19 protein-coding genes and 1 tRNA gene are annotated in these 17,725 nt (G+C 70.1%); 13 read left to right on the top strand and 7 right to left on the bottom strand.

All coding sequences use genetic code 11. The features are described 5' to 3' along the window. Positions 1-6 precede the first annotated feature (6 nt). Positions 7-1,056: a LacI family DNA-binding transcriptional regulator gene (locus J0P97_RS06790; RefSeq protein ID WP_215487019.1), complete on the bottom strand. Its 1,050-nt coding sequence runs from the start codon at positions 1,054-1,056 to the stop codon at positions 7-9. Between the two features lie 153 nt (positions 1,057-1,209). Here J0P97_RS06790 and J0P97_RS06785 point away from each other — a divergent pair, with 153 nt between their 5' ends. Further along, a complete protein-coding gene (locus J0P97_RS06785) occupies positions 1,210-2,376 on the top strand; it encodes an MFS transporter (protein ID WP_215487152.1) in 1,167 nt (388 codons plus the stop codon). Between the two features lie 137 nt (positions 2,377-2,513). On the opposite strand, the gene J0P97_RS06780 is transcribed toward J0P97_RS06785, so the two are convergent. Further along, entirely contained in the window at positions 2,514-3,170 is a 657-nt protein-coding gene (locus J0P97_RS06780; RefSeq protein ID WP_215487018.1) for a nucleoside/nucleotide kinase family protein, read from the bottom strand. 89 nt (positions 3,171-3,259) lie between these two features. Between J0P97_RS06780 and nucS the strand changes: the two genes are divergently transcribed. Both nucS and J0P97_RS06770 read left to right on the top strand, forming a co-directional pair. Further along, positions 3,260-3,952, top strand: coding sequence for an endonuclease NucS (gene nucS, locus J0P97_RS06775; protein WP_215487017.1), 693 nt, complete (start codon positions 3,260-3,262; stop codon positions 3,950-3,952). A gap of 55 nt (positions 3,953-4,007) precedes the next feature. After that, the gene (locus J0P97_RS06770) at positions 4,008-4,682 is read left to right on the top strand and encodes an HAD hydrolase-like protein (protein ID WP_215487016.1); all 675 of its coding nucleotides are present in this window, start codon (positions 4,008-4,010) and stop codon (positions 4,680-4,682) included. A gap of 35 nt (positions 4,683-4,717) precedes the next feature. Here the strand turns inward: J0P97_RS06770 and J0P97_RS06765 are convergent, their stop codons facing one another. After that, complete coding sequence (locus J0P97_RS06765) at positions 4,718-4,924, bottom strand: cold-shock protein (protein WP_215487015.1); 207 nt, start codon at positions 4,922-4,924, stop codon at positions 4,718-4,720. A 361-nt stretch (positions 4,925-5,285) separates the two neighbouring features. Here J0P97_RS06765 and J0P97_RS06760 point away from each other — a divergent pair, with 361 nt between their 5' ends. Both J0P97_RS06760 and J0P97_RS06755 read left to right on the top strand, forming a co-directional pair. Continuing rightward, a complete protein-coding gene (locus J0P97_RS06760) occupies positions 5,286-5,927 on the top strand; it encodes a GntR family transcriptional regulator (RefSeq protein ID WP_215487014.1) in 642 nt (213 codons plus the stop codon). Positions 5,928-5,939: 12 nt separating this feature from the next. Beyond that, positions 5,940-6,611 carry a GntR family transcriptional regulator gene (locus J0P97_RS06755; RefSeq protein ID WP_215487013.1) on the top strand — a complete coding sequence of 224 codons (672 nt, stop codon included), beginning with the start codon at positions 5,940-5,942 and terminating at the stop codon, positions 6,609-6,611. Between the two features lie 68 nt (positions 6,612-6,679). Here the strand turns inward: J0P97_RS06755 and J0P97_RS06750 are convergent. Then, positions 6,680-6,763, bottom strand: a tRNA-Leu gene (locus J0P97_RS06750). Positions 6,764-6,895: 132 nt separating this feature from the next. On the opposite strand from J0P97_RS06750, the gene J0P97_RS06745 reads away from it, so the two are divergent. The 7 genes from J0P97_RS06745 to pknB are packed head-to-tail and all read left to right on the top strand — an operon-like array spanning position 6,896 to position 15,807. Beyond that, complete coding sequence (locus J0P97_RS06745) at positions 6,896-7,627, top strand: FHA domain-containing protein (protein ID WP_215487012.1); 732 nt, start codon at positions 6,896-6,898, stop codon at positions 7,625-7,627. After that, entirely contained in the window at positions 7,624-8,187 is a 564-nt protein-coding gene (locus J0P97_RS06740) for an FHA domain-containing protein FhaB/FipA (RefSeq protein WP_215487011.1), read from the top strand. The genes J0P97_RS06745 and J0P97_RS06740 overlap by 4 nt, the downstream gene beginning before the upstream one ends. Positions 8,188-8,199: 12 nt before the next feature. Then, on the top strand, positions 8,200-9,438 hold the full coding sequence (locus J0P97_RS06735) for a PP2C family protein-serine/threonine phosphatase (RefSeq protein WP_215487010.1): 1,239 nt from the start codon (positions 8,200-8,202) through the stop codon (positions 9,436-9,438). Between the two features lie 59 nt (positions 9,439-9,497). Continuing rightward, a complete protein-coding gene (locus J0P97_RS06730) occupies positions 9,498-10,817 on the top strand; it encodes an FtsW/RodA/SpoVE family cell cycle protein (RefSeq protein WP_215487151.1) in 1,320 nt (439 codons plus the stop codon). Positions 10,818-10,851: 34 nt separating this feature from the next. Beyond that, positions 10,852-12,312, top strand: a complete 1,461-nt coding sequence (locus tag J0P97_RS06725; protein WP_215487009.1) for a peptidoglycan D,D-transpeptidase FtsI family protein — start codon at positions 10,852-10,854, stop codon at positions 12,310-12,312. Beyond that, positions 12,309-14,054 (top strand): serine/threonine protein kinase, encoded by a 1,746-nt coding sequence (locus tag J0P97_RS06720; protein ID WP_215487008.1) that lies wholly within the window; start codon positions 12,309-12,311, stop codon positions 14,052-14,054. The genes J0P97_RS06725 and J0P97_RS06720 overlap by 4 nt, the downstream gene beginning before the upstream one ends. Positions 14,055-14,085: 31 nt before the next feature. Further along, on the top strand, positions 14,086-15,807 hold the full coding sequence (gene pknB, locus J0P97_RS06715; RefSeq protein WP_215487007.1) for a Stk1 family PASTA domain-containing Ser/Thr kinase: 1,722 nt from the start codon (positions 14,086-14,088) through the stop codon (positions 15,805-15,807). Between the two features lie 23 nt (positions 15,808-15,830). Here the strand turns inward: pknB and J0P97_RS06710 are convergent, their stop codons facing one another. The 3 genes from J0P97_RS06710 to J0P97_RS06700 are packed head-to-tail and all read right to left on the bottom strand — an operon-like array spanning position 15,831 to position 17,429. Continuing rightward, the gene (locus J0P97_RS06710) at positions 15,831-16,472 is read right to left on the bottom strand and encodes an anthranilate synthase component II (RefSeq protein WP_215487006.1); all 642 of its coding nucleotides are present in this window, start codon (positions 16,470-16,472) and stop codon (positions 15,831-15,833) included. After that, the gene (locus J0P97_RS06705) at positions 16,465-16,623 is read right to left on the bottom strand and encodes a hypothetical protein (RefSeq protein WP_215487005.1); all 159 of its coding nucleotides are present in this window, start codon (positions 16,621-16,623) and stop codon (positions 16,465-16,467) included. The genes J0P97_RS06710 and J0P97_RS06705 overlap by 8 nt, the downstream gene beginning before the upstream one ends. Further along, complete coding sequence (locus tag J0P97_RS06700; RefSeq protein WP_215487004.1) at positions 16,623-17,429, bottom strand: class E sortase; 807 nt, start codon at positions 17,427-17,429, stop codon at positions 16,623-16,625. The genes J0P97_RS06705 and J0P97_RS06700 overlap by 1 nt, the downstream gene beginning before the upstream one ends. A 53-nt stretch (positions 17,430-17,482) precedes the next feature. On the opposite strand from J0P97_RS06700, the gene J0P97_RS06695 reads away from it, so the two are divergent. After that, the gene (locus J0P97_RS06695) at positions 17,483-17,722 is read left to right on the top strand and encodes a cell division protein CrgA (protein WP_215487003.1); all 240 of its coding nucleotides are present in this window, start codon (positions 17,483-17,485) and stop codon (positions 17,720-17,722) included. Positions 17,723-17,725: the final 3 nt, after the last annotated feature.

Below are 17,725 nucleotides of genomic sequence, written 5' to 3'. Positions count from 1 at the left end.
TCCAGTCTACCGGGGCGCAGGGCCGGTGGTGTTCCCGGGCCGGAACCGGCAGGTGAGGAGGACGGACCCGGGCGCCTCCCCCTCGAGCAGCCGGGCGACCGCGAGCCCCGCTGCGCGGCCCTTGCCGGCGGCATCCTGAACGAGCGTCGTCAGCTCGTAGGGCGCCAGGCCGTCGACAGGCACTCCGTCGAACCCCGTGACGCTGACGTCGGCGGGAACGCGCAGGCCCGCCTCCTCCGCAGCGCGGATGACGCCGGCCGCGAGGAGGTCGCTCTGCGCCAGCACGGCGGTGGGGCGATCGCCCTCCGGCCCGGCGAAGAGCACGCGCCCCGCGGCCAGGCCCTCGTCGATCGAGCTGGCGGCCGTCGCGTACGCCGGGGCGTCGGGGTACACGTCGCGGGCTCCGTCGAGGCGCTCCCGCGTCACCTCGACGCCGATGACCATGCCCGCGGGGATGAATCCGCGGGTGCCGTGCTCGTCCTGCCACAGCGTGACCGTCGCCACCCGCGTGTGGCCGAGCGCGCGCAGATGCTCGGCCGCCTGGCGCTCCGCCTCCCGGTTGTCGAGCGCGATGCGCGGCACGCCGTAGCCGGCATCGCCCTCGATGACGACGACGGGGATGCCGCGGGCCTGGACCTCGGTCAGCGTGGCACGGGTGGCGCTGTCGCAGCTGAGAAGGACGGCCGCGTCGACCGGAGCGGTCGTGAGGGTCGGGGCGTTCTCGACGCCGGAGTTCCGCCGGAGGAGCAGCAGACCCGCCCCCAGGGGGGCGACCGCCTCGGAGAGGCCATCCATCAGGAGGCGCTGGACGGGGTCGAGGAACAGGTCCTGCAGGCTCGATCCGACCACGACGCCGACGATCCCGCTGCGACCGCGGCGCAGCGACGCGGCGCGCGGGTCGGGGCCGGTGTATCCGAGCTCCGCGGCGGCGGCCTGGACGCGCTGCCGCGTCAGATCGGACACGGGAGTCTTGCCGCTGAAGACGACGGATGCGGTGGACGGCGAGACGCCCGCTTCGCGGGCGACGTCGGAGATGGTCGCGCGTCGTGTCGTCACCTCCTCATCGTACTCGGGGGGTCGAGAAGCGTCGAATCGATTCGGTAGAGTGTTGTGGTGAACGCCTCCCCCATCCCTGGACCCCTCTCCGCACCCGCCTCCGGGCGCCCGGAGGGTCAGCGCCTCTCCCGGTGGCGTCTCGCCGTCTTCGCGATGTTCCTCCTGTGCGGCGTCACCTTCGCCTCGTGGGCATCGCGCCTTCCCGCCGTGAAGCAGAACCTCGGGATCGACGACTTCGAGGTCGGTGTCCTCCTGTTCGCGATGGGCGCCGGCTCGCTCCTGGGTGTCATGTCGGCAAACGTCATCGTCGCGCGATGGGGTGCGAGGCGGGGGCTCTCGGTCACGGTGGTGGGCGTCGCCCTCGGCCTGCTGCTGGCGGGCCTCGGGGTCGATGCGCTCGGCTCCTATGCGGTCGCCACCGCGGGACTCGCACTGATGGGGCTCTGCTTCGGAGCGACCGACGTCATGATCAACGTCGAGGCCGCCGCTGTGGAGCAGGCGACCGGGCGCACCCTCATGCCGCTCTTCCACGCCTTCTTCAGCCTCGGCACGGTCGCCGGCGCAGGAGTCGGGGTCGCGATGGCCGCGTGGCGTGTCGGCGCCTCGTGGCACCTCGGCACCGTCGCGGTCATCTGGCTCGTGGTCACGACGTTCGCCCTGCGGTTCGTTCCCGCCCATGAGCGCGCGCACGCGGCATCCGACGCGCCCTCGATCCGCGGCGAGCGTCTCCACGCGGCTCTCGCGGTGTGGCGCGATCCCCGCACGTACGCCATCGGCGCCATCATCCTGGGCATGGCCTTCGCCGAGGGCAGCGCGAACGACTGGCTCACGATCGCGGTCGTGGACGGACACGGCGAGTCCGAGGCCACGGGCGCGATCTTCCTCACCGTCTTCTCGATCTCGATGACCGTGTTCCGCGCCGCGGGAGGTCCGATCGTCGATCGGATCGGCCGGGTGTGGGCTCTGCGTGGCCTCGCGGTGACCGCGGGCGTGGGGCTCATCGTGTTCATCCTCGCCCCCACCCTGCCCCTGGCGTTCGTCGGGGTGGCGCTGTGGGGCGCCGGAGCCTCGCTGGGCTTCCCGCTGGGGATGTCGGCGGCGGCCGACGACCCGGCCAAGGCCGCGGCGTCCGTCTCGGCGGCGGCCACCATCGGCTACGTCGCGTTCCTGTGCGGACCGCCCGTCCTCGGCTGGATCAGCCACCAGATCGGCATCCTGAACACCCTCTGGATCATCGTCGGCCTGATCGTCATGAGCGGCCTCGCCTCCGGCGCCGCGAAGCCGATCGCCGGGTCGAAGGTCGGCGCGGGGCACCACTGACGGGTCGACGCCGCTGTGGCGTGGCGGCGTCGACGCGTACCGATTGCAGGACATCTGCGCGGGCGGGCCCGGCCGGGCCGTGGAATTCCGCGGGCGGTGGACCGCGGCGGCACCTTCCGTCCTGCGTTACGGCCGCCTCAGCGGGGTACCTCCGCGATGACGCCCGAGACGACGAGGTCGGCGCGCCCCGCGGATGCCTCGATGAGGACGGCGTTCGCGCCGTCGACCTCCCGCGCCCAGGCCGTCGCCGCCGCGAGGCTGCGACCGTGACGGGTGTGGCGGTCGATGAGCCGCGCCTCGCGGACATCGTCGGGAGTCGCGCAGAACCAGGCGGCATCGAGCCGGGGCCGCACCCCCGACCACGGCGGCGCATCGACGAGGAGGTAGTTGCCCTCGACGACGATGTAGCGGGCGCCCGGCTCGATCGCGACCTCCCCGGCCACGCCTTCATCGACCTCCCGGCGGAAGCTCGGGGCGTAGACCGTGTGGTCGCGTTCGTTCCGCACCCGGTCGAGCAGGGCGAGGAACCCCCAGCCGTCGAAGGTGTCGATCGCGCCTTTGCGGTCGTGGACGCCGAGCCGGTCGAGCGTCGCGTTCGCCAGGTGGAAGCCGTCCAGAGGCAGGTGCACGGCGCATCCGGGCTCCGCCTCGTTCAGCCGCGCCACCAGGCCCTGCGCGAGAGTCGTCTTGCCGCTGCCCGGACTGCCCGCGATGCCGACGAGGGATCTGCCGCTGCCCGACGGCGGGCGGGTCGCTCGCACGCGGGCGGCGAGCGCATCGAGGGAGGACTCCACCCGCTCATCGTGCCAGACAGCCGGCGCACAGAGACGGGCCGGACGCGCGACGGCGGCTCGCCCTTGCCGGGGCCTGCGAGACTGGACGGGTGCGTCTCATCATCGCCCGCTGCTCCGTCGACTACTCCGGGCGGCTGAACACCCACCTTCCGCTCGCCACGCGGCTCATCATGATCAAGGCCGACGGGACGGTCGCCTTCCACCGCGACATCCAGCACGCGCCCCTGAACTGGATGAGCCCGCCCTGCTCGCTGACAGTGGAGGTGCCGGATGCCGAGTCCGCCTCAGCGGGGGTGCTCGAGCACTGGCGGGTGACGCACGCCAAGACCGGCGACGCGCTGCTCGTGCGCATCTACGAGGTGCTGCACGACTCGGCCCACGAGCTCGGCGTGGATCCAGGCCTGCAGAAGGACGGCGTGGAGGCCGACCTCCAGCGGCTGCTGGCCGAGCAGGTCGACGTCATCGGCGACGGACTGACGCTCGTGCGTCGCGAGTTCCCGACGGCCATCGGACCGGTCGATCTGCTCCTGCGCGATCCCCGGGGCGGCACGATCGCCGTCGAAGTGAAGCGGCGCGGTGACATCGACGGCGTGGAGCAGCTCACGCGCTACCTGGAGCTGCTCAATCGTGATCCCCACCTCGCACCGGTCGCCGGCGTCTTCGCGGCGCAGGAGATCAAGCCGCAGGCGAAGACGCTCGCCGGGGACCGCGGCATCCGCTGCGTCACCCTCGACTACGACGGCATGAAGGGCACCGAGTCCGGCGCCCCTCGCCTGTTCTGAGCCGGGACAGCCGCCCGTCGCCCGACCCGCGTCGCCGCGCGGATAGGCTGGCGGGATGACACCGCGTTCGCCGTTCTCCTGCGTTCTCTGGGATGTCGACGGCACGGTGGTGGATGCCTCGGACGGCATCCTGCGCCGCCTGGCGATCGCCCTCGATCACTTCGGCAAGCCTGCCGCCACGCGTGAGGAGCTGGTCCACTGGATCGGACCTCCGATGTTCGACTCCTTCCAGGCGAACGTCGGGATGACGCCGGAGCAGGCCTCCGAGGCGGTCGCCTTCTACCGGACCATCGGGAAGGCGGACGGCTACACGACGGGCGCGAAGCTGTACCCCGGCATCGCCGATCTGATGGCCGAGCTGCATGCCGCGGGCATCCCACAGGCGACGGCGAGCTCCAAGCCGGAGATCCAGGTCGCAGCTCTCGTCGAGCACTTCGACCTGGCGCCCTATCTGCAGGCGGTCGTCGGCGCCACGGCCGACGAGAAGACGCTCGCGACGAAGGCCGACATCGTGGCCGAGGCGCTGAGGCGCCTTCAGGCCGCGGGCGCCGACACGAGTCGGCCGGTCCTCATCGGCGATCGCCACCACGATGTCGAGGGTGGCGCAGCGCACGGCGTCCCCGTGATCTTCGTACGGTGGGGCTTCAGCTGGCCGCACGAGTCAGAGGGAGCGGCAGCAGCCGTCGACACGGCCGATCAACTGCGTGCGCTTCTCTTGATCGAACAGTGACGGCCCGCGCGAACGCGGGCCGTCAACTAGATCAATCAGATGGGTCGGATGTTCTCCGCCTGCAGGCCCTTGGGGCCCTGAGCGATCTCGAACTCGACGCGCTGGTTCTCCTCGAGGGAGCGGTAGCCGCTCGACTCGATGGCGGAGTAGTGAGCGAAGACGTCTGCGCCGCCCTCATCGGGAGCGATGAACCCGAAGCCCTTCTCCGAGTTGAACCACTTGACGGTGCCCTGCGTTGCCATGAACTGCCTTACTGACGTGCGATGCCGACGCAGGCGCGCCGACGTGACCCACGCTAGTGGTGTATGGCCGTTCGCGCACGACTGTGACGGTGATGGTGACATAAACGTTGCGTAAACCATTCGACGCCCGGGCGCATCGCGCGAAAGCGCGTCGCCCGGGCGTCGACGGATCCCCCCGGATAGGTCACGCTGAGCGTGACAGCGCCCACTGTACTGATATATCGACCCGAACGGGAGCGGGACGCCTTAGGAATTGGCCGAGAGAAATCCGCGGCCGGGAGCTGGGTCGCCGCGTCGCGCGACGGAGATTCACGGCCCGTGAATCCGCGTTCCAGCCGGGACCCTCGTACAATTCTGGTCGATGACCGTCATCCTCCCCCCCATAGAACTCACCGGCGGCATGATCCTCGGCGATGAGGTCTACGCGCGCATCGGTGCCGCCATCCTCGACGGCACCCTGCCCGCCGGCCAGCGCCTGCGTGATGTCGACCTCGCCCAGCAGCTCGGCGTCTCGCGCACCCCCGTTCGCGAAGCACTGCAGCGCCTCGAGCGATTCGGGCTCGTCGAGATCGCCGTCGGCCGCTACACCCGCGTGTCCGAGCCCAACGACCGTCTGCGCGACGAGACGGGTGAGTTCACGGCGTACTTCATGGGCAACGCCCTGCGGATCGCCCTCCAGCGCTGCACCGCCGACCAGCACGCGGCGATCGTCGCGAAGATGGATGCCGTCGTCGACGGCGCCGAGCGTGCCGACCCGCTGCGCCTGTTCGAGGCAGCCTCGACGATGTTCGAGGAGGTGACGAAGGCCACCGGCAACACCGTCTTCATCGGCGTCGTGCGCGAGACGGCCCTGGCGATCCAGCGGAACCTGCGCGGGTGGCAGCCGTTCCTCGTCGGGCCGATCAGCCGCGGCGACGGCTACGCGCAGCTGCGCGAGCACATCGTCGCGCGCGACGGCGACAACGCCGAGCAGCTGCTGCGCTACCTCCACGGCATCGTCTGAAGACCCGGCCCGATGCACACGAACGACACCCTCGCCCCGATCGAGCTGGTCAGCGGGATGATCCTCAGCGACGAGATCTACGCACGGATCGGCGCAGCGATCGCCGACGGCCGCTTCCCCCCGGGGCACCGGCTGCGCGACGTCGAGCTCGCCCGACAACTGGGCGTCTCGCGTACCCCCGTGCGCGAAGCACTGCAGCGCCTGGAGCGGTTCGGTCTGGTCGAGATCGTGGTGGGCCGCTACACCCGTGTCACCGCTCCCGACGATGAACTGCGGCGCGACACGGCGGAGTTCGCCGCCTTCTTCCTGGGCAACGCGCTCAACCTGGCCGTGTCGCGGTGCACCGACGAGCAACTGGCCGCGCTCGTCGCAGCAGCCGATTCCGCACTCGAGGGCATCTCTGCCGGCGACGCTGCGGCGGTGTTCGCCGCGGCATCCACACTCGGCGACCTCGCGACCCGCGGAGCCCGCAACGGCGTGTTCACCACCATCATCCACGAGACGTCGATCGTCGTCGCACGCAACCTCCGGGGGTGGTCGGGCGTCCGGGCCGAGGCCGGCCCGCGCCGCGAGAACTGGCATCTCCTGCGCGAGCGGATCGCGGCGCGGGACGCGGAGGGGGCGGAGGATGCCGTGCGCCGGCTCTACGGACTCACCCCGGGAGCCGTGCCGCCGAGCAGCTGACGCAGAAAACGGATGACCCCCGAATCCGGGGGTTCATCCGTTTTCGATGTCCTCAGACATCCGTTGCGTGCGCGAGGGGGGACTTGAACCCCCACGCCCTTGCGGGCACTGGCACCTGAAGCCAGCGCGTCTACCTATTCCGCCACTCGCGCGAACCGGTGCATCCACCGGATCAACTTCCCGAGGATATCACGCGCTCTGGCGGCGGCAGAATCGCCGGATGCGCGGTCATTCAGACTGTGCAACTAGCATGTACGCACCGGCCAGCCAGCCAGAGGAGCCCCGTGGGACTACTTGACAGCTTCGAGAAGGGACTCGAACGCGCCGTCAACGGTGCGTTCGCGAAGTCCTTCCGCAGTGGCATCCAGCCGGTGGAGATCGCCGCGGCCCTGCGGACCGAATTGGATGCCAAGGCCGCGGTCGTCAGCCGCGACCGCATCCTGGCGCCCAACTCCTTCGAGGTCCGCCTCGCCCCCGCTGATGCCGAGCGGATGGCCTCCCTCGGCACGACCCTCGACGACGAGCTGCACGCCCTGGTGAAGAAGCACGCGGAGTCGCAGGGCTTCTCCTTCGCCGGCCCCGTGTCGATCGCGGTCGCCGCCGACGCGCAGCTGCCGACCGGAACCCTCCGCATCGCCTCGCAGACCGCCGCCGGCCAGGTCGCATGGCGGGGCGTCGTGGACGTGGAGGGGAAGCGCCATCCGCTCACCAAGGGACGCACCGTGATCGGGCGCGGCAGCGACGCCGACATCACGATCACCGATGCCGGCACGAGCCGCCGCCACGTCGAGATCCTCTGGGACGGCGAGAAGGCGATGGTCCGCGACCTCGGCTCGACGAACGGCACGCAGCTCGACGGCCGCAAGGTCGGCGAAGCTCCCCTCCCGCCCGATTCGATCATCACCATCGGGCGCACCGACATCACCTTCCGCGTGATCGCGCAGGCCACCCCGCCGCGCCCCACGACGTCGGCCGCCGACGCGACGCGGGCATTCGGGATCGGCGGCTCCGCGTGAGCCAGCTCACCCTGCTCCTGCTGCAGGTCGGATTCCTGATCGTGCTGTGGGCGTTCGTGTTCGCCGTCGTCTACTCCCTGCGCGCCGACCTGTTCGGCGTCAAGGTGCGCAAGCTCCCCGACCCCTCGACAAGCTCGGGGACCGTCGGGGGCGCGGCGGCCGTCGGAGGCGCGGGGGCTACGGCGCCCATCGCACCGGTGGCACGCCCGGCCGCGGCGAAGCCCTCCGCCCCCACCGCCCCCGCCGGGCCGCAGAAGGCCACGCGGGATTCCGTGTCGCGCATCCTCATCACCAGCGGGCCCAAGACCGGCCTCGAACTGCCCCTCACCGGTGAGCCCCTCACGATCGGTCGCTCCAGCGAGTCGGGTCTCGTGATCCGCGACGATTACACCTCGAGCCACCATGCGCGGCTGCTCCTGTGGGGAGAGCAGTGGATGATCCAGGACCTCGACTCGACCAACGGCACCTGGCACGACGGCGAGCGCGTCGCCAATCCGGTCCCCGTGCGCGTCGGGGCGCCGATCAAGGTGGGCGCCACCACCTTCGAGCTGCGGAAGTAGCCGGACCCGATCATGGTCTTCGAGGGGTCGAGTGCCGCCATCTCCCACACGGGGAAGGTGCGCTCCAACAACCAGGATTCGGGCTACAGCGGCTCCAACCTGTTCGTCGTCGCCGACGGAATGGGCGGTCACGCGGGCGGGGATGTCGCCTCGAGCATCGCCGTTCACCGGCTGAAGGATCTCGATCACCCCTTCCCCACCCCGACCGAGGCCGAGCAGGCGCTGCAGGAGGCCATCGCGTCCACGGCGACGGTGCTCATCGACACCGTCGCCGACCGCCCGGAGCTCTCCGGCATGGGGACGACGGTCAGCGCCCTCGCGTTCGTCGACGACTACGCCGTGATCGCCCACATCGGCGACTCGCGCATCTATCTCTTCCGCGATGAGGCGCTCACCCAGATCACGACCGACCACACCTTCGTGCAGCGTCTCGTCGATTCGGGTCGCATCACCCCGGAGGAAGCGCGCTACCACCCGCGCCGCTCGGTGCTCATGCGGGTTCTGGGCGACATGGACCCCGACCCTGAGGTCGACACGTTCATCATGCCGACCCAGCCGGGCGACCGCTGGCTGCTGTGCTCCGACGGGCTGTCCGGGGTCGTCGACGACACGCACACCGCCAGGACGTTCGCGCAGCATCTGCCCCCGGGGCGGACCGCGGACCTGCTGCTGAAGCAGGCGCTCGACGGCGGAGCCCCCGACAACGTCACCGTCGTCATCGTCGACGTTGGCGGCAGCCATCCGATCTTCAGCGGCACGGCGACGATCGTCGGCTCGGCATCCAACCCGCAGGGCATCGACGTGCCGGCGGCACGTCCGGGACGCTCGAGCTGGCTGCACCCGAACCGTCAGGCGGCCAACGAGCCGACCCACTTCGAGCCGGCGCCCGAATTCCTCGAGGAGCTCATCGAGGAGGACCGTCGCCGCTCACGTCGACGCCGCGTGTGGTGGATCGCCGGCCTGATCATCGTGATCGGAGCGCTGATCGTGAGCCTGATCGGTGCGTACTCGTGGACGCAGACCCGCTACTTCGTCGGGTCGGACGCGGACTCCGTCGTGATCTACCGCGGCATCCAGCAGGATCTCGGCCCGATCTCACTGTCGACGCCCTACGAAGACACCGGCATCCTGCTGGCGAATCTGCCCTTCTACCAGCGGCTGGCGGTTCAGCAGACGATCTCCGCCCGGTCCCTCGCCGACGCCCAGCAGATCGTCCAGACGATGCGGGCGACGCAGGGGAGCCCCCCGTGACCGACACCTCCGCCGTGACCACGGACACCACGATCGTCAAGGCGCTGCGCCGCATCCGGATGCCGCAGACCCAGCGCAACCGCGAGCTCGGACTGCTCCTGTTCGCGTTCGTCATCAACGCGGGCGCGGTCGCTCTCGTCCAGCTCGGCGCGACAGGCCACATCGACTGGACCTTCCTCTACTACTGCGGCGCCCTGACCGTGCTCGTCCTCGGTCTGCACGTCGTCCTGCGGTACCGCGCGCCGCAGGCCGACCCCTTCGTCGTCCCGATCGCGACGGTGCTCTCCGGTCTCGGTCTCGCGATGATCTACCGCATCGACATCGAGGACGGTGATGCGGGCTGGGCCGCCTATTCGACCCGCCAGCTGGCCTGGCTCGCGATCTCGATCGCCGCGGCCGTGGCCATCGTGATCGCCCTGCGGAACTACCGCGTGCTGCTGCGCTACACCTACGTGTTCGGCTTCGTCGGCATCGCGCTGCTGCTGCTGCCCTTCGTTCCGGGCCTCGGCACGGACCAGAACGCCGACGTCTGGATCTCCATCGGCGGCTTCTTCTCCTTCCAGCCCGGCGAGCTCGCGAAGATCTGCCTCGCGATCTTCTTCGCCGGCTACCTCGTGCGCACGCGCGAGGCGCTGACCTCCGTCGGCACACGGTTCCTGGGCATGACCTGGCCGCGCCCCCGCGAACTCGGCCCGCTCCTGCTCCTGTGGGCCGGCGCTCTCGCGATCATCGTGCTCCAGCGCGACCTCGGCACGGGAATGCTCATCTTCGGCATGTTCGTCGCGATGCTCTACGTCGCGACCGGCAAGACGAGCTGGGTCGTCATCGGTCTGACCCTCGCCGCGATCGGGGTCGCCGCCGCCACCGCCGTGCTCCCGTACGTACAGGCGCGTTTCACCAACTGGCTGCACCCCTTCGACCCCGACACCGTCGACGGATCGAGCTTCCAGCTCGTGAGCGGCATCTTCGGCCTCGCGCACGGCGGACTCATCGGCACGGGCCTCGGTCAGGGTCGCCCGGGCCTGACCCCGCTGTCGCAGAGCGACTACATCTTCCCGAGCCTCGGCGAGGAGCTCGGCCTCGTCGGCGTGTTCGCGATCCTGTGCCTCTACATGGTGTTCACGAGCCGCGGCATCCGCGTGGGCCTCGCCGGCCAGGACGACTTCGGCAAGCTCCTCGCGACCGGCCTGTCCTTCACCATCGCGCTGCAGGTGTTCATCATGGTCGGCGGTGTGACGCGCATCATCCCGCTGACGGGCCTCACCACGCCCTTCCTCGCCGCGGGCGGCTCGTCGCTGATCGCGAACTGGATCATCGTCGCGCTCCTGCTGCGCATCTCCGACGCCGTCCGCTCCCGCCCGCGCGTGGTGATCGGATGACCTCGCTGATGATCGAAGGGAAGGGGGCGATCGCATGACCAAGGAGCTGCGCCGGCTGAGCCTCATCATGCTCGCGATGTTCGTCGCCCTGTTCGGGGCCACGAGCTGGATCCAGGTCGTCCAGGCGAGCGACCTGGCGGACAACGAGCACAACCGCCGCGCCCTGTACGACTCGTTCGAGGTGCAGCGGGGCTCGATCATCGCCGGCGACCAGGTCATCGCCGATTCCGTGCCCAGCGACGACCTGTACAGCTGGCAGCGCCAGTATGCGGATGCCGCGATGTGGGCGCCGGTGACCGGGTACATCAATCCCGTGCTGAACTCCGCGACGGGCATCGAGCGCGCGATGAACAGCGAGCTCTCCGGCACCGCCGGCTCCCAGTTCCTCTCCCGCATCGACCGGATCATCACGGGGCAGCCCCCGCGCGGGTCGAACGTGCTCCTCACCCTCGACCCCGCCATCCAGCGTGCGGCCTTCGAGGCTCTCGGCGACTACGAGGGCGCCGTCGTCGCCATCGAGCCCAAGACCGGCCGCATCCTCGCGATGGTCACGAGTCCGAGCTACGACACCAACGCCCTCGCGGTGCACGACGCAGAAGCGGTCAACGCGACCTACGACGACCTCCTCTCCAGCGCGGTCAATCCGCTCTGGAACCGGGCGATCGGCGGCAGTCTGAACCCGCCCGGGTCGACGTTCAAGCTCGTCGTGGCATCCGCGGCCCTCGCCTCGGGCAGATTCACGCCCGATTCGACCTTCGCGAACCCCTCCAGCTACGTGCTCCCGGGAACTTCGCAGACGATCCACAACTTCGACGGCGCTGCGTGCGGCCCGGGTGACACGGTGAGCCTCGCGACGGCTCTGCGGCTCAGCTGCAACATCCCGATGGCGCAGCTCGCGATCGCCCTCGGCGACGACGCGATCCGCGACGAGGCGGAGAAGTACGGCTTCAACAAGAGCTTCCAGATCCCGCTGACGACGGAGGCCTCGGTCTACCCGCCCGGCCCGCTGGATGACGCGCAGACCGGCCTCACCGGGTTCGGCCAGCAGGACGTGCAGGCGACGCCGCTGCAGATGGCCCTCGTGGCGGCCGGCATCGCCGACAAGGGCATCGTCATGAACCCCCGCATGGTCGACCGCGTCGTCGCACCGGATCTGACGGTGCAGCAGACGGTCGAGGACACGCAGTTCGGACGTGCGCTGTCGGAGGCCGATGCGGCCACCATGACCTCGCTCATGATCGCCAATGTCAGCAACGGCGCAGCGAGCGGTGCAAGAATAGACGGCGTCGACGTCGCCGGGAAGACCGGCACGGCCGAGCACGGACCAGGCGATCCGTACACCCTTTGGTTCACAGGTTTCGCCCCGGCGGACGACCCCCAGGTCGCCGTCGCGGTCATGATCGAGAACGGCGGAGGACTCGGACAGTCCGGGACGAGCAACGGGATCGCGGCCCCCATCGCGAAGAAAGTACTAGAGGCGGTGCTGAGCAGATGAGACCGACACAGGGTGTGAGCTTCGGGGGACGCTACGAACTGGATTCACGGATCGCGATCGGCGGGATGGGCGAGGTCTGGGAGGCCACCGATCACGTGATCGGACGCACCGTCGCCATCAAGATCCTCAAAGACGAGTACATGGGCGACCCGGGCTTCCTGGAGCGCTTCCGCGCCGAGGCCCGCCACGCCGCGCTCGTCAACCACGAGGGCATCGCGAGCGTCTTCGACTACGGCGAGGAGAACGGCTCCGCCTTCCTCGTGATGGAACTCGTTCCCGGGGAGGCTCTCTCGACCATCCTCGAGCGCGATGGCTCCCTGTCGACCGACAAGACCCTCGACATCGTCGCGCAGACGGCCGCCGCGCTGCAGGCCGCCCACGCCGCCGGTCTCGTCCACCGCGACATCAAGCCGGGCAACCTGCTGATCACGCCCGACGGTCGTGTGAAGATCACCGACTTCGGCATCGCGCGCATCGCCGACCAGGTGCCGCTGACGGCGACCGGTCAGGTGATGGGAACGGTCCAGTACCTCTCTCCCGAGCAGGCCTCCGGCCACCCGGCATCCCCGTCGACGGACATCTACTCGCTGGGCATCGTCGCGTACGAATGCCTCGCCGGAAAGCGTCCGTTCACGGGCGAATCGCAGGTCGCGATCGCCATGGCGCAGATCAACGACGCGCCGCCGCCCCTTCCCGAGACGATCGCGGAGCCCGTCCGCAACTTCGTCATGAGCATGATCGCGAAAAAGCCCGACGACCGGCCTGCCACCGCCTCCGCGGTCGCGCGCGCGGCGACGGCCCTGCGCCGCGGCGACATCGCGGGCGCCATCGCGATCGTCCCGGCCATCGCCGGCGGCGGTCGCCTGGACGAGGCGACGCGCCTGCTCACCCCCGGCGGGGAGGACACGACGCGCATCCTGCCGACCTCCAGCGCCGCTCCCGCGGCCGCAGCCGCGGCCGCCCCCCTCGCCGGCGAGAACGAGCAGGCCCAGAAGACGAAGAAGCGCAGCGCGTGGACGTGGCCGCTCATCGCCCTGATCGTCCTGCTCCTGCTGGTGCTCGGCGGCACGGTCTTCGCCCTGCTGACGAACCAGAACCCGGCTCCCGAGCCGAGCAGCTCCTCCGCGACGCCGAGTCAGACGCCGTCCAAGACACCGTCGGCGACTCCCACCGCCACGGACATCAACCTCAGCGCCATCACCCTCACCGGAAAGACGTGCGAGGAGGCGCAGGCGGCGCTGACCGAGGCGGGCTTCACCGCCATGGCCACCTGCACCGACGGCGACGCCGCGACCTCCGAGGATCAGATCGGCAAGGTCTACAAGTCGAGCCCCAGCGGCGGCAACGTTCCGCCGAGCACGGTCGTCGCCCTGACGGTCTACGCCGAGCAGACCCCGATGAGCGCGCCGGGATCCCCGACGCTGAGCGCCGCGTCGGTGGCCGCCGGCGGCCAGCTGGGCGTCACGTGGCAGGGCTATTCGTGCCCCGCGGGCTTCACGCCGACCAACTACGTGTTCACCGTCTCGGGCGGCACGTTCGAGGCGGGTGGCGGGACCGAGGCGTCCTTCCTCATCGGTCAGCAGCCGGGCGTGATCATCGCGGGAGAGTCCGGCACGGTCGTCGTCGACTACCTGGTCGAGTGCGAGAACGGATCGGGGAGCGTGCGCCAGTCGCCGACGTCGGCGCAGTCGGTCGCGACGATCACGCCGGCACCCTCGCCCACCTCGACCACGGCGCCCTGACAGGCCCGTCGGTTAGGCTGGCGGCAGAGTCATGCCAGGGGGAGAGGTGTCTGTGGGTCAGCGCGTGCTATCCGACCGCTATCGGGTCGATGAGCTGATCGGACGCGGCGGGATGGCCAGCGTGTACCGCGGTCAGGACATCACGCTCGGTCGTGACGTCGCGATCAAGATCCTCAAGCGCGAGCTCGCCGCCGACGCCACCTTCCGCACCCGGTTCCGGCTCGAGGCGCAGTCCGCGTCGCGCATGTCGCACCCGACGATCGTCCGCGTGTTCGACGCGGGAGAAGACCTCGCGACGGATGCCGACGGCACGACTCACCCAGTGCCCTACATCGTCATGGAGCTCGTCTCCGGCCGTCTGCTGAAGGACATCGTCGACGAGGGCCCGGTGCCCATCCCCGAGGCGCTGCACTACACCGACGGCATCCTCGAGGCGCTGGAGTACTCGCACCGCGCCGGTGTCGTCCACCGCGACATCAAGCCCGGCAACGTGATGGTCACCGACTCCGGCCAGGTCAAGGTGATGGATTTCGGCATCGCCCGGGCCGTCTCCGACTCGTCGTCGACGGTCGCCGAGACGACCGCGATCATCGGCACCGCCGCGTACTTCTCGCCCGAGCAGGCCAAGGGTGAGCCCGTCGACTCTCGCGCCGACGTCTATTCGACCGGTGTCGTCCTGTACGAGCTGCTCACCGGCCGCCCGCCCTTCCGCGGCGACACCCCGGTCGCCGTCGCCTACCAGCACGTGAGCGAGACCCCGGTGGCGCCCTCCGAGCTCGTCGAGACCGTCCCGCGCTCGCTCGACGCCGTCGCGCTGCGCGCGCTCGCGAAGGACCCGTTCCAGCGGTACCAGGACGCCGCGGCATTCCGCGCCGCGCTGGACGCCACGAGCGAGGGGCACGTCCCGAGCAAGAAGCAGGTCGGGGCGCTGACGAGCGAGCTGTACGGCGACAGCCCGCGGCACGCCGCCGAGACAGCCAGGTCGCTGCGCCAGCTCTCCACCGACACCACCATGAAGCGCACGCAGGCAGGGCCTCCGGCCGCGTGGATCTGGGCCGGTATCACCGTCCTCGCCGTGGTCCTGATCTCGGTGCTGTTCTGGGTGCTCACGAGCAAGCCGGGCACGAACATCCCCGACAACGCCCGCGTCGTGCCCGACGTGATCGACATGTCCTGGGATCGCGCGAACGAGACCCTCTTCACACAGGATCTCCAGGCCGACCGCCTCGAGGAGAGCAGCGACAAGATCGCAGCCGGGAATGTCGTGCGCACCGAGCCCGGATCCGGTATCACCGTCGCCCCCGGTCAGACCGTCAAGGTCTACGTGTCGACCGGGCAGGAGATGGCGACCGTTCCGGCTCTCGCGGGGATGACGACCGAGGAGGCGACGGCGGCGCTCAGCGCCGCGAAGCTCTCCCTCGGGTCCGTGACGACGCGCAACGATCCGGATCTCAGCGCCGGAACGGTGATCTCGGCCGGCGAGACCGAGGGGGCGCAGGTCTCCGTGGGGAAGGCGGTCAGTCTCGTCGTCTCGAGCGGCCACGTGACGCTCGTGGATGTCGTCGGCTACACCGCGGACGCCGCCCAGCGCGCGCTCAGCGCCGACGACGTCAAGCTCACACCTGTCATCGTCGAGGACCCGAGCTGCCCGGCGCCGCGCGGCGATCAGATCGTCGCACGCCAGTCGCTCGCACCCGGCGACGTCCCGATCCACTCGACGGTGGAACTGACGGTCTGCACCGGGAAGCCCTGAGCCCTGCCTGAGCCGCGCCGGCCTCAGCTGATGACGCGGTGCGGGGACAGGGTCGCGCCGCGAGCCGCCGCCCCTGCGAGGTGCGGCGCTCCCGTCAGCGCGAGCCAATTGCCGAGCAGGCGGTAGCCGCCGTCTGTGAGCACCGCCTCGGGGTGGAACTGGACGCCGTGCAGCGGCAGCGTGCGGTGGGCGAGGCCCATCACGACGCCCGCGGACGTCCGAGCCGTGACCGTGAGTTCGGGCGGGAGAGTCACCTCCTCCACAGCGAGCGAGTGGTAGCGCGTCGCGGAGAAGGGGGAGGAGAGGCCCGCGAACAGCGCTCCGCCGTCGTGGTGCACGCCACTCGTGATCCCATGCCGCAGCTCGGGCGCCTCTGACACGCGAGCCCCGAACGCGACTGCGAGCGCCTGGTGGCCGAGACAGACGCCGAGGAGGGGGATGCCTTGGCGCGCGGCCACCCGGATGACCTCGATCGAGCCGCCGGCCTCCTCGGGGGTACCCGGGCCCGGGGAGACGAGGACACCGATCGCATCGCCGATCTCCGCGCGCGGGTCGCCGATGGCATCCGCTTCGATCAGGCGCGTGGTCGCGCCGAGCTCACGCAGATATCCGACGAGGGTGTGGACGAAACTGTCGTGGTTGTCGACGACGAGGACGTCAGCCACCGATCGTGGACTCCTGGGGGGTGATGAGCTGCGAGACCCACGGGAACACGTACCAGAACAGTCCGTACAGGACAGCGGCCGCGAGGATGAGGAGGATCACCACGCGGACCCAGGCCGGGCCGGGGAGCAGGCGCCAGAGTGCGGCGTACATCAGGACGTGGCTCCTACGGTCGGGGCGGCGAGCGAGGCGGGCGGCCCGGCGGCGGCGGGGGTGAAGCTGTCGAAGACCGCGTACGCGATGATCCGCTCGAGCATGTTGAGCTTGGGGGCGCAGGAGGTGAGCGTCAGGTAACGTCCGTTGGCCTCGACGCCGACCTGCTGCGGCACGGGCAGGAGGACCTCGACCTGGGTGTCCTGAACGTACTCGAGAGTGCGGAACCGATAGGTGTACCAGCCGTCGGGCGTCTGGACGACGATGGCATCGCCGATCACCAGCTGGTCGATGGGGTCGAAGGGCGCCCCCGAGGTCCAGCGGTGCGCGGCGTAGACGGTGTTGCCGACGCCGCCGGGCATGGCCGTGTCGGCATAGTGGCCGATCTCGCCCGCGTCGAGGATGTCGGAGCGCGAGGTGCCCGCCGCGATGGTGAACTGCCACTGAGGCCCGAAGCGCGGGATGAACATGACGCCGAACTGCGTCCCGTGGTCGGGCTGTGTCTGCACGGGGACGGTGGCTTCCGCTGCCTCTTCGGCGGGCGTCGGCGTCGGTGACGCGGATGCCGCGGGCGCGGGTGTCATCCAGCTCTGCGACAGGGCGCTGGCTTCACGGTGCTTCTCGGCGCCGATGATCCGGTCGCCGATCCACATCTGCCAGGAGACGAAGAGAAGGGCCACCACACCGACGGTGATGAGGATCTCCCCGACGACGCCGAGGAAGGTCGCGCGGCGGCGCGGTCGACTGCTCCCGCGCGCACGGCGCGCGCGGAGCTCACGACGCGAGTTCGTCCCGGTGTCCCCCATGATCGGATTCTCCCACAGCACGGCTGTGCCCGGCCTGCAGGTAGAATCGCCGCATGGCACGATCTGGCAAGGATGACGAGCAGCTCACCGAGCGCCCGGAGGGCGACGCCGCCCCCAACCCGGTGTGGTTCAAGCCCATCATGCTGGGCCTCATGATCCTCGGGCTCCTCTGGGTGATCGTGTTCTACCTCAGCGCGCAGGCGCTGCCCATCCCCGGCATCGGCGGCTGGAATCTGGTGATCGGATTCGGCATCGCCTTCGTCGGGTTCCTCATGACGACACGCTGGCGCTGAGTC

The sequence above is a fragment of the Microbacterium flavum genome (assembly GCF_018717645.1).
Lineage (GTDB): Bacteria > Actinomycetota > Actinomycetes > Actinomycetales > Microbacteriaceae > Microbacterium > Microbacterium flavum.
This window is presented reverse-complemented; position numbering and strand designations above follow the sequence as displayed.

Bases quoted from the DNA above. Each gene is read 5' to 3' on its own strand.
- J0P97_RS06785 (WP_215487152.1), top strand. From the start codon at position 1,210: ATGTTCCTCCTGTGCGGCGTCACCTTCGCCTCGTGGGCATCGCGCCTT.
- J0P97_RS06730 (WP_215487151.1), top strand. From the start codon at position 9,498: ATGCCGCAGACCCAGCGCAACCGCGAGCTCGGACTGCTCCTGTTCGCG.
- J0P97_RS06695 (WP_215487003.1), top strand. From the start codon at position 17,483: ATGGCACGATCTGGCAAGGATGACGAGCAGCTCACCGAGCGCCCGGAG.
- J0P97_RS06760 (WP_215487014.1), top strand. From the start codon at position 5,286: ATGACCGTCATCCTCCCCCCCATAGAACTCACCGGCGGCATGATCCTC.
- J0P97_RS06770 (WP_215487016.1), top strand. From the start codon at position 4,008: ATGACACCGCGTTCGCCGTTCTCCTGCGTTCTCTGGGATGTCGACGGC.
- J0P97_RS06725 (WP_215487009.1), top strand. From the start codon at position 10,852: ATGACCAAGGAGCTGCGCCGGCTGAGCCTCATCATGCTCGCGATGTTC.
- J0P97_RS06705 (WP_215487005.1), bottom strand. From the start codon at position 16,623: ATGTACGCCGCACTCTGGCGCCTGCTCCCCGGCCCGGCCTGGGTCCGC.
- J0P97_RS06765 (WP_215487015.1), bottom strand. From the start codon at position 4,924: ATGGCAACGCAGGGCACCGTCAAGTGGTTCAACTCGGAGAAGGGCTTC.
- J0P97_RS06720 (WP_215487008.1), top strand. From the start codon at position 12,309: ATGAGACCGACACAGGGTGTGAGCTTCGGGGGACGCTACGAACTGGAT.
- pknB (WP_215487007.1), top strand. From the start codon at position 14,086: ATGCCAGGGGGAGAGGTGTCTGTGGGTCAGCGCGTGCTATCCGACCGC.
- J0P97_RS06755 (WP_215487013.1), top strand. From the start codon at position 5,940: ATGCACACGAACGACACCCTCGCCCCGATCGAGCTGGTCAGCGGGATG.
- J0P97_RS06735 (WP_215487010.1), top strand. From the start codon at position 8,200: ATGGTCTTCGAGGGGTCGAGTGCCGCCATCTCCCACACGGGGAAGGTG.
- J0P97_RS06700 (WP_215487004.1), bottom strand. From the start codon at position 17,429: ATGGGGGACACCGGGACGAACTCGCGTCGTGAGCTCCGCGCGCGCCGT.